This is a genomic window from Bradyrhizobium sp. (assembly GCF_050014615.1).
Taxonomy (GTDB): domain Bacteria; phylum Pseudomonadota; class Alphaproteobacteria; order Rhizobiales; family Xanthobacteraceae; genus Bradyrhizobium.
In genome coordinates, this window is sequence record NZ_JBEKCZ010000146.1 from 1 (window position 1) to 13,362 (window position 13,362).

The following is a 13,362-nucleotide window of genomic DNA, read 5'->3' on the forward strand; positions in this document are numbered from 1 at the left end:
GGCCTGCTTACCGATGGCGTCGATCAGCACCCCCACTGCGTGGTGTTGCTCGACGAAATCGAGAAGGCGCATCCGGACCTGTACAATGTGCTGCTGCAGATCATGGATCACGGCAGGCTGACCGACCACAACGGCAAGCAGGTCAACTTCCGCAATGTGATCCTGATCATGACCACCAATGCGGGCGCGGCTGATCTGGCGCGCCAGGCGTTCGGCTTCACGCGCAACAAGCGGGAAGGCGACGATCACGAGGCGATCAATCGCCAGTTCGCGCCGGAATTCCGTAACCGGCTCGACGCCATCGTCTCGTTCGCGCATCTCAATGCCGATGTGATCGGCATGGTGGTGGAGAAGTTCGTGCTCCAGCTCGAGGCGCAGCTCGCCGACCGTGACGTCACCATCGAATTGTCGGAGCCGGCCAAGGCGTGGCTGGTCCAGCATGGCTATGATGAGCAGATGGGCGCGCGGCCGATGGCCCGCGTGATCCAGGAGCACATCAAGAAGCCGCTGGCGGACGAGGTGCTGTTCGGCAAGCTCAAGGGCGGCGGCCATGTCCGCGTCGTGCTGGTCAAGGACGAGGCCAGCGCGGAGGCCGATCGGGAAAAGATCGGTTTCGAATATGTCGAAGGGCCGGTGACGCCGAAGCCGGAGAAGCTCCCCGGCGCGCGCAAGCGCACGGTGCCGCGCAAGCCCAAACCGAGCGGTCCCAGCGGCGGTGGCTCGAAGGGGCCGGCCTCACGAGGGCCGCTGGTCAAGGCCTGAGCCGCCGATCGCAAATAAGGAGCCGGCGTGTCGCAAGACCGCCGGCTTTTTGCTGCGGTCACAGCCCGTGCCATCATCGCAATGGAGTTCGCTTCAGCGTTTCCGGTGAGCCGCTTCCTTTTTCATGATCGCGATATATCGATCAGTCTGGTTTGCAATCATTTTCCAGCTACGGGTCAGGCTGGTCAGAATGGTGGCTTCCGCGCCGCTCTGTGAGAGCAGCATGAGGCGATGACATTCATCAGCCTGGGTTCGGCACCGATCGGCATGATCCATGATTACGCCTTTTTACTGTTGCGCTGATTTAATGATCAGGAAATGCTAATCTCGGAAGGCGAGCCGGTCTGCCCGGAAACGGGTAGACGGCAGATCTAATGGCGATGCCGAGTGCGGTACTGGCAGCCTTGCGAAAATGTCGACCGTCTCTGAAATGGTCGTATCGAAGGTGGCCGGCAGCAATTGTGCGCTGTCGGAACGCCGCGATTTGCCGGTGTGAACCGTATCCTCAGTCGTCATATAACAACTTGTTATATTGCGTAGTGACGGCCTGATAGCACTCGCAGGACGCTTCCTTCAGAGCCGCGAGATTGGTAATTTCGATATTTCCCCTGCTGTATTTGATGATGCCGGCCTGCTGCAGCGTGTGCGCAACAGTGGAGACGCTATTGCGCTGGACACCGATCATCTGAGCCAGCAAGTCCTGAGTGAGGTGCAATTTATCCTCACCCGCCAGATCGTGCATCCGCAATAACCAGCGTGCCAGGCGAGCTTCAGCGGAATGCATCGCGTTGCAGGCGGCGGATTGCTGGGCCTGCGCGAACAGTGCCTGCTCATGTCGGATGAGCGTCGTGCGGAAAGCGATGCTTTGCGCGGCGGCGGTCCGCAAGATCCCAACATCGAGCGTTGAAGCAGCGCCCGGCAACTGAACGATGGCGTCGGTGAGTGAAATACCGCCATCGAGGGCTGCCGATCCGCCAAAGACGCTATCGTGACCGACGCTCGCCACTTCAACCCTTCCGCCTCCGGCAAGACTGACGACCAGCGAAATGACCCCGCTGTGGGGAAAGAAAACCTGCGTCAGCCGATCGCCGGCCCCAACCAGCACGACCTCCTGAACAAGTTCGACCGTCTTGAGATGCGGGCGAAGGAGTTCAAAATCCGTTGCCGACAAAGCCGCCAGCAAATGATTGGGCGAGCGAGGGATAGCGTCCATGCGAACTCCGAAGTGCGCGTTGGGGTGGTGGACCGCCGATGCAATCACCATGGGCATTGGACGGCTCGATGGCAACCGCTGCGCGCATTTTTTCACTCGCTATACCCGTTGGCGGGGAGACGGCGATCGGGTTCCCGCCCGTACGCTGCAGAAAACAGGAGATTTACAGCGAATCACGGGGCGAAACGACGTCGGTCGGTCGCATATGCTTGGGGTTGGGGGGCCATCATGAAACGCATTCTCGTCGTTGACGACGATCCGCTGATTTGTTCCGCCATTCGTACTTGGCTGGAGGAAAGAGGATTTGCCGTTTTCGTCGCCGATGGCGGAGAAACCGGCCTCAATGCTCTCGATAGTTCGACGTTCGATTTGATGATTGTCGACATTTTCATGCCGCACATGCGCGGGTTTGAGTCGGTCAGGGTGTTCCATCAGCGGGCGCCGACGGTGCCGCTGATCGCCATTTCCGGTTACGTCTTCGCCGAGCAAAGAACGCCGGCCCCGGATTTCCTGAGCATGGCGCTTGAACTCGGAGCGACGCGTTGCCTGCGCAAACCCTTCACGCCCAAGACGTTGCTGACCGTGATCGACATGTGTCTGCAGGAATCCGACGCCATCAGGTTGAAAAACGTTGGCTGATAAATCCGAAACCAGGACCCAGAGCACTGAAGCGAAATGGCTGCGGGCTGTCGTGGAAACCGCGGTCGATGGCGTCATCCTGATCGATGCCCGTGGCACCGTGCTGATGTTCAATGCCGCATGCGAAAAGCTGTTCAAATATCCAGCCCATGAGGTGATCGGTCAGAACGTCAAGATGCTGATGCCGGGGCCATACCGTCAGGAGCACGATCTTTACCTTGATAATTTTCACCGCACCGGCGAACGAAAAATTATCGGCATCGGCCGCGAAGTGTTCGGTCAACGCAAGGACGGCACCACTTTTCCCATGGACCTCGCGGTCGGCGAGGCCAAGGAGGACGATGGTTCGATCTTTGTCGGAATCATCCACGACCTGACCGAACGCGAAAGGGTCGAACGGGCGCTACGCGAGAGCAACGCGCGGCTCAAGGCTGTTGTCGAGACTGCGGTGGACGGGGTCATCCTGATCGATGCCCGTGGCCGGATCCTGATGTTCAATCCGGCCTGCGAAAGGCTATTCCAGTACCGCGCCGACGAAGTCAGGCATGAAAACGTCAAGCTGCTGATGCCGTCATCGTATCGCGTGGAGCACGACACCTATATTCGAAATTTTCTGGAAACCGGCGAACGCAAGATCATCGGAATCGGCCGCGAGGTCGTTGGCCAGCGCAAGGACGGATCGACCTTTCCGATGGATCTGTCGGTCGGCGAAGCCAAGCAGGATGGCGAAGCCATCTTCGTCGGGATCATTCATGATCTCACCGAGCGCAAGCGCACCGAAGAACAGCTCGTTCAGGCCCAGAAAATGGAGACAGTGGGTCAACTGTCCGGCGGCATCGCCCATGACTTCAACAATCTTCTGACTGTGATCGTGGGCAACGCCGAGTTTCTCAGCGAGAAGCTAAAATCGCGGCAGGATTTGAAGCAACTCGCCGATGATATCGGCAGGGCCGGTGACCGCGGCGCCGAATTGACGCAGCGGCTGCTCGCGTTCGGTCGCCGCCAGATGCTTCGTCCGGTCGAGATCGAGTGCAATGGCCTGCTCGATTCGATGCACAAATTGCTGCGTCGCACGCTGCGCGAAGATATCGAAATCAACGCGGATTTCGACCCGGATATTCCGCTGGCATTTGCCGATCCCGCCCAGCTGGAATCGGCGGTACTTAACATCGCCCTGAATGCGCAGGATGCGATGCCCACAGGCGGTCGCCTCACCATTTCGACGGCCAATGCGTCGCTCGATGATCACTACAAGAGCCTTCATCCGGAAGTGCTGCCTGGGGAATATGTCCTGGTCTCCATCACCGACGACGGCGAAGGGATGCCGAAGGAGGTGATCGAGCGGGTGTTCGAGCCGTTCTTTACGACCAAGGAAGTCGGAAAAGGCAGTGGGCTCGGCCTGAGCATGGTCTACGGCTTCGTGAAGCAGTCGAATGGTCACGTCTCGATCTACAGCGAACCCGGCCTTGGTACCACGATACGAATATATCTGCCGCAGGCGACCACGAAATCCGTGCGGCCGCCGGCGCAGAGCCCGACTGACAACGAACCGCTTCCGAAGGGCGCCGAGACGGTGATGATTGTTGAGGACGATCCCTTCGTTCGTTGCTATGCCGTCATGACATTGGACAGCCTGGGCTATTCGGTCATCGCCGCAGTCGATGGCGCTGACGCGTTGCAGAAGCTCAGGGCGGACGTTCACGTCGATATTCTGTTCACCGACATTGTCATGCCGGGCGGCATCAATGGCTGGGAACTCGCTGACCTTGCCAGGAAGTTGCGGCCGGGATTGCCAGTGCTGCTTACGTCGGGTTATGCATTGGAAACCCTGGCCAAGCATGGCCGCCTGCGCGCCGGTGCGGTCGTTCTCACCAAGCCCTATCGCAAGGCCGATCTCGCCCGCCGCCTGCGAGAGGTGGTCAGCGTATCTGAACTATTGTCGCAATCTCAGCTGCTAGCTCCCGCCGCGCTGATGATCGCAAGCGAAAAGTTATAGGCTGGCGAGGTTGCGGCGTCGCTCGGCGGGTCGCAAGATCGCCGGCTTTTTTGTTGCGCCAACCGCGCCGTGCGATATGACTGCTCGCAAACTGGATCATGGCGGCAGTGGGGTGGAAATGATCATCGAAAATCAGGCCATGGTGACCGACGCCGTCGTCGAAGCCGTCAGCCGCACCGAGGATCCGCGCCTGCGCGAAATATTGCAGGCGCTGGTGCGGCATTTGCACGGATTTGTGCGCGAGGTTCGCCTCACCGAGCGTGAGTTCCAGCAAGCGGCTGGGATCATCGTGGCGATGGGCCAGAAGACGACCCCATCGCATAATGAGGTGGTGTTGATGGCGGGATCGCTGGGCGTTTCCCCGCTGGTCTGCCTGCTCAACAACGGCAACAATGGCCAGACCGAAACCCAGGCCAACATGCTGGGGCCGTTCTGGCGTGACGATCAGCCACTAAGTGCGAGCGGGGATACGCTGGTGCGCTCGCCGACGCCGGGTCCGGGACTTGTCGTTCATGTTTGCCTTAAGGACGCTAACGGGCGTCCTGTCGCGGGCGCTGAAATCGACGTCTGGCATTCGTCGCCGGAGGGTCTGTATGAAAACCAGGATCCCACGCAAGCCGAGATGAATCTACGCGGGCGTTTCATTTCCGACGATGCCGGGTGCTTCCATTTCCGCAGCGTGAAGCCGGCGGGTTATCCGATTCCGGTCGATGGGCCGGTCGGAGAATTGGTGCGGGCTACCCGTCGCCACAACTTCCGGCCCGCGCATCTGCACTTCATGGTCTACAAATCGGGCTTCAAGACCCTGATCTCGCAAGTCTACTCGCCCGACGACCCGCATATTGATTCGGACGTGCAGTTTGGCGTCACGCGGGCGCTGATCGGCAATTATGTACGCCACGACGAACCATCGCCCGAGTTGGGCTTCGCGGCGCCCTGGTATTCACTCGATCAGCGCTTCACGCTGGAGGCCGGCGAAGCGCGGCGTCCGGCGGCGCCGATCCGCGCCAAGGCACCGGCCGCGACGTGACGCGATTGTGGTTTGGCGGGACCGCTGACGACTGCAGCGCCTAGTCAAAAGGCGAAACCGCGGGCTGTCCGGCCTTCGTCTGCCTGACACGCCGCACCGCAATCGGTGAGCCGTCCGACTCGTACTGTAAAACGTACTTTTGGCCGTTTTTATCGACCGCGCTGCAGGAGATGCTGGATACCTGTCGCGTCGCGAAGGTTCCGATCTGCTTGCATAGTCCGGCCGACAGTTCGACGAGCGGCACCGGCAGGCCATCGACCCTCGGCCTGTCCTTGGATTTCAGCAGCATGCGGTCGATCGGCAGTTCGTAAAGGTTATCCTGGGGTCTGCGACCATTGTCACCCGAGAAGGTGATGATGTGACTGGTGTCGGTCGGGTCGTCGAGCGCAATGACAAAATTCGCCCGGCCTTCTTCGGTTTGAAAGAAGGCGATGGCCCTGCAGCCGAAATCGCGCCCCGCGATTTTCAGCGTCGTGCACTTCCCGGACATGACCGCGAGAACGATCGTCAATTCGTCCGGCACCGGTACCGCGCTGGGTTCCTCAGCATGGGCCATCGACGAAACGGCAAGGAGATTGATGGCAAGGGCCAAAGCCGGCCGGAACAGGCGTATCTTCATGCTCCACAGATAAGACATAAGACCGCACCTGCGATACCAGACAGACGATGAATTCCCCGAAATTGCGGGCTTTTTGCCAGCACAGGGATCGACTCGCTGCACTCCATGCAGCTCAATAGAGGAGCAAAAATGGCAGTTCCTTTGCGACAGGGCAATATTGCGCCGGCTCTTGAGCGACGTTACGGTTTGAGCTGTGCCGGCCGCACGGCGGCAAGCCTTCAGAGGAAGCCCCATGCCCGAAACCATCAACATCGGCCCGCTCCAGCTCAGGTTTCTTTACAGCAAAGACGACACCGCCGGCAGCATCGACATGTTCGAGATGACGGTACAGCCGAATGCGCGCATGCCCATACCGCATTATCATGAAAGCTGGGATGAGACCGTTTACGGGCTGACGGGAACGACGACCTGGCGTGTCGACGGCAAGGACATCGAGGTGGGTCCGGGCGAAACGGTCTTCATCAAGCGCGGTATCGTGCACGGATTCACCAATCGAACCGCGGAACCGACGACCTGCCTGTGCGTGCTCAGCCCCGGCGTGCTGGGTCCTCAATATTTCAAGGACATGGCGGGCCTGTTGGCGGCCGGCACGCCCGACCCTGCGAAGATGAAGGAAACCATGTTGCGTTACGGGCTGATCCCGGCGCCGCCTTCCTAGCCGCGGCTCGATCCGCCGAACGCCTTTTGATCGTGCCATACCGGTGCGCCGCATCTGATGACGCTTACCTGATCAATCCCGCCAGCCTCGGCAGGGTCAGGCTGATCGCGGGAATGCAGATGATCAGCAGCAGCCCGGCAAACAGCGCCAGCATGTATGGCACATAGGTGCGAAAGTGCTGCCCGACGCTCAGTTTTGCAAAGCGCAGCGCCATCAACAGTCCGACGCCCATCGGCGGCAGGAACAGGCCGATGCCGACGGCCGCGGTCTGCACGATGTTGAAGTGGATCGGGTCGATGCCCATCGCCTCGGAGATCGGAAACACCACCGGGATCAGCACGACCGCGGCGGGCAGGCCTTCCAGCACCATGCCGAACAGGCAGCTCATCACCGCGGTGCCGATCAGAAACAGCCACGGATGCCCTTTCAGCGGCCCCAATAGCTGACCAAGCAGTTGCGGCACCCCGCTCACGCCCATCAGATATTGGTAGACCGAGGCGACCGCGAGCAGGAACACCACCGCCGCGGTGAGGATCGCGCTGTCATAGGCGATCTGCGCCATCTCGCGCCATGAGACATTGCGGTAATAGAGCTTTGCGGCGAGGAAAGCGTAGCCAGCGACCACGGCGCCGGCTTCGGTCGCGGTGATGATGCCGAGGATGAAGCCGGCGAGGATCACGAACGGCACCACCATCGGCACCGCGGCGTGCAGCGCCGCGTGGCCAAGGCGCTTGAGGCTCGGCCTGGAATCGATCGGCCAGTCATTCTGTCGCGCGCGGATGTAAACCACCGCCATCAGGCACAGCATGATGACCATGGCCGGAATGAAGCCGGCGACGAACAGCGTCACTGCCGAGGTATTGGTGACCTGCGCGATCACGATCATGAAGATGGCCGGCGGCACCAGCATGCCCATCGCGGTGCCGGCGGCGATCAGCGAGGCCGAATCGCGCGGGTCGTAACCGGCCCTGGTCAGCGGCGGCATCAGCGCGGAGCCGAGGGCGGAGACCTCGGCCATTTTCGATCCGCAGATGTCGGAGAAGAAATACGCCACCACGATCACCGACATGCCGAGCCCGCCCCTGACCCAGCCGATCAAAGCGCGCGCCAGCTCCACCAGCGCGTGGCTCATGCCGCAGCGCTCCATCAGATTGCCCGCGAATACGAAGGCGGGGATCGCCAGCAGCACCCAGCTTTGCGATCCCGACACCAGCGCGGAGGAAAGCTGCTGCATCGGGTAACCGCCGATCCATAGCCCCGCGATGCCAGCCACGCCGAGCGCGAACACGATCGGCATCGAGAGCAGGATCAGCGCGGCAAAGACGATAGCGACAGTCGCAAGCAGCATGAATGGCCCGTCTCTAGTGCTGGGGATCGCCTTGCGGCAGCGGGGAGATCATGACCGCGAAGCCGTAGATCGCGATCAGGAGGCCGCCGACCACCGAAGACGCGTAGAGCCAGGCGAGATTTATTTCGAGTCCGGGGGTGGTGATGGTGCGGTTGAGCAGGCAGAGCTTGAAGCCATACCACGCGGCGAGCAGACCAACGCCCATGATGAGCGCGTGATTGAAGCGGTGGATCCAGAGCTGCGCCGCTACCGGCAGGCGATGCACGAACACCGCAAGCGCAAAATGCGAGCGGGACTGGATGCCGATCGCGGCGCCGATCAGCGTCAGCCACGCCAGCGAGAACTCGCCCACTTCCTCGACCCAGGTGAAGGGCACGGGGTCGACATCGAGCCAGTCGGTGATGGCGCCGACGAAATAGCGCAGGATCACGCCGACCAGGAGGTTGACGATGGCAAGGATGATCAGCGCCGTGACCGCAAATCTCGGAACGGCTGAGAGGTTACGCAGCATGCGCTGTAACTTCAGGCCTTGAAGCCCTCGATCTCGTCCCACAAGGCGCCGTACTGGCCCTTATAGGCCGGCCATATCTTCTGCTGCGCCATTTTCCGGAACGCGTCGACATCGGCTTCGACCACGGTCATGCCGAGCGGCTCCAGCTCCGATTTGGCTTTGGCGAAATTGTCGACCGACTCGGTCGCCTCGCGGATCTTTTCCTGCGCGGCGCGTGAGAGATCCATGACGAGTTTCTGCTGCGCGGCCGACAGCCCGTTCCAGATTTCGAGATTCATCACCGCGTTGGTCGGACCATAATTATGATAGGTGAGCGAGGCATATTTCGACACCTCGTAGATCTTCAGCGCCTTCATGTTGACCACCGGCAGATCGCCGCCGTCGATCACGCCCTGCTTGGCGGCCGTGATGACCTCGCCCCACGCCATCGGTACGGCGCTGCCGCCAAGCCCGTTGATGGTGTCGCCGAAGATCTTGGCCTGCTGCACGCGGATTTTTGCCCCGCGCAGGTCTTTCGGCTCGATGATCGGCTTCTTCGTGGTCCAGAAATGGCGGAAGCCGTAGTCGAAATAGCACAGCACCTTGAGCCTGTACTTGTCCTCGATCTCGCTGCTGATCTTGTCGCCGATCCGCCCGTTGAGCATGGCATAGGCCGAGGCGTAGTCCTTCACCAGATAGGGCACCAGCAGCGCGCCCATTTCCGGAAACACCGTGGCGGCCGCGCCCGCCGGGCTGCCCATCGCGATGCTGCCGGACTTGACTGCATTCATGATCTCCAGCTCTTGCGGGATCAGGGTCTTGCCGAAGAATTGCATTTCAAGCGCGCCGTTTGACCGCGCGGTGAGTTCCTTCGCCATCCAGTCGAACGCGACCGCGGCCGATTCCGGAATGGCGTTGATATGCGCGAATACGAGCTTTTTCGGCTGGGTCTGTGCGAATGCCGGGGCGCGGCCGGTGGCGAGAATGCCGGCGATGCCGGCGCCCGAACGCAGAAGCGCGCGGCGATTGAGCGAGACGCGGCTCGTCGGAGCTGCTGACATGGGTGTCCTCCAGGTGTTTTTGTTCAAGCCCTTTTTTGTTCAGGGCTTTTTTTGTTGTCGTCCAGCGGCCGAAGCTTACAGCATAGCCGTCGCGTTGCCAGCGCGATGTTGGGCGCCTGTCAGCGAACCCGGCGACGACGGCGTTGTGACGGCATCTGCCACGGACGGATGGGCCGGCACCTGTTGCTGCGCTGCGCTCACATCGGCGTGGGCAAACCGGGTCTTGCGGGCGGCTGGCGTGCCGAACCGTTAGCCGCGGGTTAGGGAATATCGCCTACACTAAGAGGATATTGGTGGATTTACATTTTTTAAAATCCAGAGGTCACGACCTCAATTTTTCCCGTTTGGCATTGAAATGCTTGTTCATTTCGTCACCGACGAACCTTCGAAGATAGCCGCCATCCGCGCGATGCTTGAGCCGCGATTTGACGTCATTCCCCAGCTGCTGGGAACGGGTGACGCGCCAGTTACCGCAAATGGCGTGCTGATGGTCGACGCTGACCTGCGCATGAAGGTTCGCGTCGAACAGATCAGGCTCGTGTTGCAGAAGCTGAGCTGCATTTCCGAAAAGCTGTTCGTCGTTCGCAACCAGGTCCGCTGCATGGTCGAGCAGGCCTATGCGCTCGGTGCGACCGACGTGATTTCGCGTCCCAAAGAAATCGTATCCAGGCTGGTTCAGATCGCGGAGACGTCCGCCCAAACCGACGTAGCCTCGCCCGAGATCGTCGATAGCGCCGCGGCCTTCGCGTCGCTGTTTTCGGCGATACGGAACGGCAAACCGCTGAACCTGTCGGATGCCGAGCTCGCCACGTCGCAAGTCATCCACAGCATCGCGCAAAACGGACTTGGCGCGTGGCTTGACGATGTACGCCGCTATCATCAGGGAACGTTCCAGCATTGCCTTCTGGTAACGGGCGTCGCGGTCGGCTTTGCGATGGACATCGGCTTTGACTCGACGGACGTCAAGCGACTGGGAATAGCGGCAACCCTTCATGATATCGGGAAGGCCCGTATTCCCCTGACGATTCTCGACAAGCCCGGACGTCTTGATCTCTCGGAAGAAGATGTCATGAGACGCCATCCGGTGATCGGATATGAGCTGTTGAAGGATATCCCGAACATCAGCCCGGAGGTTCTTGACGGGGTAAGGCACCACCACGAATATCTCGATGGTTCCGGTTATCCCGACGCACTGAAGGCGACGCAGATTTCCGATCTGGTCAGATTGCTGACGATCTCCGATATCTTCGCCGCTTTGATCGAGTCGAGGCCGTACCGGCCCGCCATGCCACGCCCGCACGCCTACAAGATCCTGTGCGGGATGGACGGACAGCTGGAACGATCGCTGGTGAAGGCGTTCCGGAACGCAGCCCTGGTGACGTAAAGACCGGCGCCGGACTTACGGCGCTGCGGTCTTCGGGCTCAGATGCCTCACTTCCCAGGGCAGAATGACCTGGCGAAAGATCACCGGGTCCGGCCAGGCAGGGGTGCTGCGACCCATGTGCCCGCCAGCCGGATTGATCCATGCCTCGCGCGGCTCGGTGCCGCTATTGATCAGCAATTCGAGATCGTCGATCGGCACCTGCGTATCTTTCGTTCCGCCCACCACCAGGATCGGCGCCGTCGGTTGGCCGAGCAATCCCTGCGCTTGCAGGGACATCTTCGGCAGGAACGCAATCAACTCGTCCGCCGATTTCAGGCCGTAGACGAACAGGCTGGCTGGAAGCAGGTCGAACAGATATTCGCGGGTGTAGATCCGGCCGCGGAAGAAGTCCGGCTGGAACGTGCGGTGGGTCGGTGGCGATTGGGTCACCGCACCCGCGAGGCGCTTGGCCTCGGTGTGCGCGAGCTTGGCGGCCCAATAAGCGCCGAAGCTCTGGCCGTGCACCAGGATGCGGTTTTTGTCGATCTCCGGCCGCGACGCCAGATAATCGAGGACATGCGAGTACATCTGGTCGGCGGTCTCGTCCGCCTTGCGCGGCGCCTGTCCAGTGCCGGGACTGTCGACCGCAAAAAAACCGATGCCTTCCGGCAACGCCGCCGCATAGGTCTCAGTGACGGTTTCCTTGCGGCTGTCCAGGCCTGAAATCGCCAGCACCAGCGGCACCGGGCGAGGGGCGTTGGCGGGCAGCCGCAGGTAGCCGACAATTTCCTTGCCTTGATAGGGGATGCGCACGACCTCGAGCGGCGGATCGAAATATTTGGCATGCAGCAGATAGGCATCGACGGCCCGCTGATAGGCCGCTTGTTTTCCGGCCGACGTCGGCGCCGGCCATTGCCCGAAATAATAAAGACGCCAGGCGCGTAAAAAGTTTGCGTCAGCTTCCTTGGGATCGCTCGCCGCCCGCGCCTTGGCCATGTAGGTGTCGGCGACCGCGCTCCAGGCGGCGGCCCATTCGTCGGGATCGCGGGTGCTGATGCGGCCGAGCGCGTCGCTGGCATCGCCGGGCGCGATGCCCAGCGCGGGATAGGCCCCGGTCTGCGCCCTGGCGAGGGTTTCGGACTTGATTTCGTCGATGCTGCGGTCCGCGGTCTGCGCCAATGCGGCTTCGCTGGTGCAGCAAAATAGCGCGGAGAACAGGATCGCCGAGAAAGGGATCAACGTGCGTGCGCGCATGATTTACCTGAGCTTCTTCCCTGAGCTTCTTCTTCGAAGCCGTAGCAAGACAGGCAGCCCTCGCGCGCGTCAACCCTCCAAAAGCGTCAACCCTCTAAAAGCTCCTTGATGCGGCGCTGCAGCTGGCGCTTTTTCTTTTCGCTCTTGCGCAGCCGCTCTTCGATATCGGAGACGGGGGCAGGGGATTCCGAACTGAACGCCACGCCCACGAAATTGTCGCGCCACCAGACGATCCTGGCCAGGAATGAGCGTCCCTTTCGCGCGATCGTCAGCAGCATCTGCTCTTTTGGGAGCTTGATGTCGTTGCTGAATTCGATGCTGGCGCCGTTTTCGGAGATGTTGCGGATGACGCAATCCCGGGATCCGCTGCGTTCGTCGACCTTGGCGACCCCGCCATAAATAACCTTGTCGCGCGCGCTCTGGCGTCGATCCAACATCGAATAAATCTCCCAAAAAGCCCAATAAAGAGGCTGCACTTTTACGCGGCTTTCCCGCCCGGGGAACCCCGCGGCCGGCAAAATGCCGCGTTAACGTAAACCGATATCGGCCGGACAGACCCGGATTTCACGGAATTTGGGATGTTTTGGAGGGTGTTACGCCGCGTTCTCGCGTAATCCGCGCGCGATTTCCTTCTGCGCGTCGAATTCGCGCCGCCGCCGCGCCAGCTCCTCGGGGCTGAGAAGGGCAATATTGTTGTAGTCGCGTTTCCAGGCGGCATCCGTGCTCCAGCGCAGCGGCGATTGCACGGTGGTTTGCGGGCCGGGCGCGGTTTCGAGCACCCGCAACGCCAGCTCCAGCGTAAAGGCTTGCGAAGCGGGATCGTGCGGCTTGCCCGCCGAATTGCCCAGCGGAAAATCGCTGAACAGAAAGCGCGGCACCGCGGCGTGCTCGACGATATCCTTGGCGCACCCCATCACCACGGTGGAAAT

General features: G+C 60.9%; 14 protein-coding genes and 1 pseudogene. 6 read left to right on the plus strand and 9 right to left on the minus strand.

Features of this window, described 5'->3' with window-relative positions; translation table 11 throughout:
- Window positions 1–762 (plus strand): AAA family ATPase (locus tag ABR948_RS21315; protein WP_428121705.1); only part of this gene is annotated, 762 nt, incomplete at its 5' end.
- 93 nt (window positions 763–855) lie between these two features.
- On the opposite strand, the gene ABR948_RS21320 is transcribed toward ABR948_RS21315, so the two are convergent.
- Together ABR948_RS21320 and ABR948_RS21325 are read right to left on the minus strand one after the other, a co-directional pair.
- Window positions 856–1,038 carry a hypothetical protein gene (locus ABR948_RS21320; RefSeq protein WP_428121708.1) on the minus strand — a complete coding sequence of 61 codons (183 nt, stop codon included), beginning with the start codon at window positions 1,036–1,038 and terminating at the stop codon, window positions 856–858.
- Window positions 1,039–1,267: 229 nt separating this feature from the next.
- Window positions 1,268–2,032, minus strand: coding sequence for a Crp/Fnr family transcriptional regulator (locus ABR948_RS21325; protein WP_428121710.1), 765 nt, complete (start codon window positions 2,030–2,032; stop codon window positions 1,268–1,270).
- Window positions 2,033–2,203: 171 nt separating this feature from the next.
- Between ABR948_RS21325 and ABR948_RS21330 the strand changes: the two genes are divergently transcribed.
- From ABR948_RS21330 to ABR948_RS21340, 3 genes are all read left to right on the plus strand, one after another.
- A complete protein-coding gene (locus tag ABR948_RS21330; protein ID WP_428121713.1) occupies window positions 2,204–2,614 on the plus strand; it encodes a response regulator in 411 nt (136 codons plus the stop codon).
- Window positions 2,607–4,610 (plus strand): hybrid sensor histidine kinase/response regulator, encoded by a 2,004-nt coding sequence (locus ABR948_RS21335; protein ID WP_428121715.1) that lies wholly within the window; start codon window positions 2,607–2,609, stop codon window positions 4,608–4,610. The genes ABR948_RS21330 and ABR948_RS21335 overlap by 8 nt, the downstream gene beginning before the upstream one ends.
- Before the next feature lie 118 nt (window positions 4,611–4,728).
- On the plus strand, window positions 4,729–5,640 hold the full coding sequence (locus tag ABR948_RS21340; RefSeq protein WP_428121717.1) for a dioxygenase family protein: 912 nt from the start codon (window positions 4,729–4,731) through the stop codon (window positions 5,638–5,640).
- A gap of 40 nt (window positions 5,641–5,680) precedes the next feature.
- On the opposite strand, the gene ABR948_RS21345 is transcribed toward ABR948_RS21340, so the two are convergent.
- Window positions 5,681–6,511, minus strand: coding sequence for a hypothetical protein (locus ABR948_RS21345; RefSeq protein WP_428121720.1), 831 nt, complete (start codon window positions 6,509–6,511; stop codon window positions 5,681–5,683).
- Here ABR948_RS21345 and ABR948_RS21350 point away from each other — a divergent pair.
- Window positions 6,492–6,917 (plus strand): cupin domain-containing protein, encoded by a 426-nt coding sequence (locus ABR948_RS21350; protein ID WP_428121722.1) that lies wholly within the window; start codon window positions 6,492–6,494, stop codon window positions 6,915–6,917. The two genes, ABR948_RS21345 and ABR948_RS21350, sit on opposite strands and share 20 nt — an antisense overlap.
- Window positions 6,918–6,981: 64 nt before the next feature.
- On the opposite strand, the gene ABR948_RS21355 is transcribed toward ABR948_RS21350, so the two are convergent.
- From ABR948_RS21355 to ABR948_RS21365, 3 genes are read right to left on the minus strand one after another with little or no spacing between them, the layout of a single operon-like run.
- On the minus strand, window positions 6,982–8,265 hold the full coding sequence (locus ABR948_RS21355; RefSeq protein WP_428121724.1) for a TRAP transporter large permease: 1,284 nt from the start codon (window positions 8,263–8,265) through the stop codon (window positions 6,982–6,984).
- 13 nt (window positions 8,266–8,278) lie between these two features.
- Complete coding sequence (locus ABR948_RS21360) at window positions 8,279–8,776, minus strand: TRAP transporter small permease (RefSeq protein WP_428121727.1); 498 nt, start codon at window positions 8,774–8,776, stop codon at window positions 8,279–8,281.
- A gap of 11 nt (window positions 8,777–8,787) precedes the next feature.
- Window positions 8,788–9,816 (minus strand): TRAP transporter substrate-binding protein, encoded by a 1,029-nt coding sequence (locus ABR948_RS21365; protein ID WP_428121729.1) that lies wholly within the window; start codon window positions 9,814–9,816, stop codon window positions 8,788–8,790.
- A 355-nt stretch (window positions 9,817–10,171) separates the two neighbouring features.
- On the opposite strand from ABR948_RS21365, the gene ABR948_RS21370 reads away from it, so the two are divergent.
- On the plus strand, window positions 10,172–11,200 hold the full coding sequence (locus tag ABR948_RS21370; RefSeq protein WP_428121731.1) for an HD-GYP domain-containing protein: 1,029 nt from the start codon (window positions 10,172–10,174) through the stop codon (window positions 11,198–11,200).
- Between the two features lie 15 nt (window positions 11,201–11,215).
- On the opposite strand, the gene ABR948_RS21375 is transcribed toward ABR948_RS21370, so the two are convergent.
- The 3 genes and pseudogenes from ABR948_RS21375 to ABR948_RS21385 all read right to left on the minus strand — a co-directional run.
- Window positions 11,216–12,433, minus strand: coding sequence for an alpha/beta fold hydrolase (locus tag ABR948_RS21375; protein ID WP_428121732.1), 1,218 nt, complete (start codon window positions 12,431–12,433; stop codon window positions 11,216–11,218).
- 86 nt (window positions 12,434–12,519) lie between these two features.
- A complete protein-coding gene (locus ABR948_RS21380) occupies window positions 12,520–12,870 on the minus strand; it encodes a PilZ domain-containing protein (protein ID WP_428121735.1) in 351 nt (116 codons plus the stop codon).
- A gap of 156 nt (window positions 12,871–13,026) precedes the next feature.
- Window positions 13,027–13,362 (minus strand): annotated as a pseudogene (locus ABR948_RS21385) (glycine reductase); the annotation flags it as partial.

Coding starts and splice junctions, on each gene's coding strand:
- ABR948_RS21360 (WP_428121727.1), bottom strand. CDS start 8,776: ATGCTGCGTAACCTCTCAGCCGTTCCGAGATTTGCGGTCACGGCGCTG.
- ABR948_RS21320 (WP_428121708.1), bottom strand. CDS start 1,038: ATGGATCATGCCGATCGGTGCCGAACCCAGGCTGATGAATGTCATCGC.
- ABR948_RS21375 (WP_428121732.1), bottom strand. CDS start 12,433: ATGCGCGCACGCACGTTGATCCCTTTCTCGGCGATCCTGTTCTCCGCG.
- ABR948_RS21365 (WP_428121729.1), bottom strand. CDS start 9,816: ATGTCAGCAGCTCCGACGAGCCGCGTCTCGCTCAATCGCCGCGCGCTT.
- ABR948_RS21325 (WP_428121710.1), bottom strand. CDS start 2,032: ATGCCCATGGTGATTGCATCGGCGGTCCACCACCCCAACGCGCACTTC.
- ABR948_RS21330 (WP_428121713.1), top strand. CDS start 2,204: ATGAAACGCATTCTCGTCGTTGACGACGATCCGCTGATTTGTTCCGCC.
- ABR948_RS21380 (WP_428121735.1), bottom strand. CDS start 12,870: ATGTTGGATCGACGCCAGAGCGCGCGCGACAAGGTTATTTATGGCGGG.
- ABR948_RS21355 (WP_428121724.1), bottom strand. CDS start 8,265: ATGCTGCTTGCGACTGTCGCTATCGTCTTTGCCGCGCTGATCCTGCTC.
- ABR948_RS21350 (WP_428121722.1), top strand. CDS start 6,492: ATGCCCGAAACCATCAACATCGGCCCGCTCCAGCTCAGGTTTCTTTAC.
- ABR948_RS21345 (WP_428121720.1), bottom strand. CDS start 6,511: ATGTTGATGGTTTCGGGCATGGGGCTTCCTCTGAAGGCTTGCCGCCGT.
- ABR948_RS21340 (WP_428121717.1), top strand. CDS start 4,729: ATGATCATCGAAAATCAGGCCATGGTGACCGACGCCGTCGTCGAAGCC.
- ABR948_RS21370 (WP_428121731.1), top strand. CDS start 10,172: ATGCTTGTTCATTTCGTCACCGACGAACCTTCGAAGATAGCCGCCATC.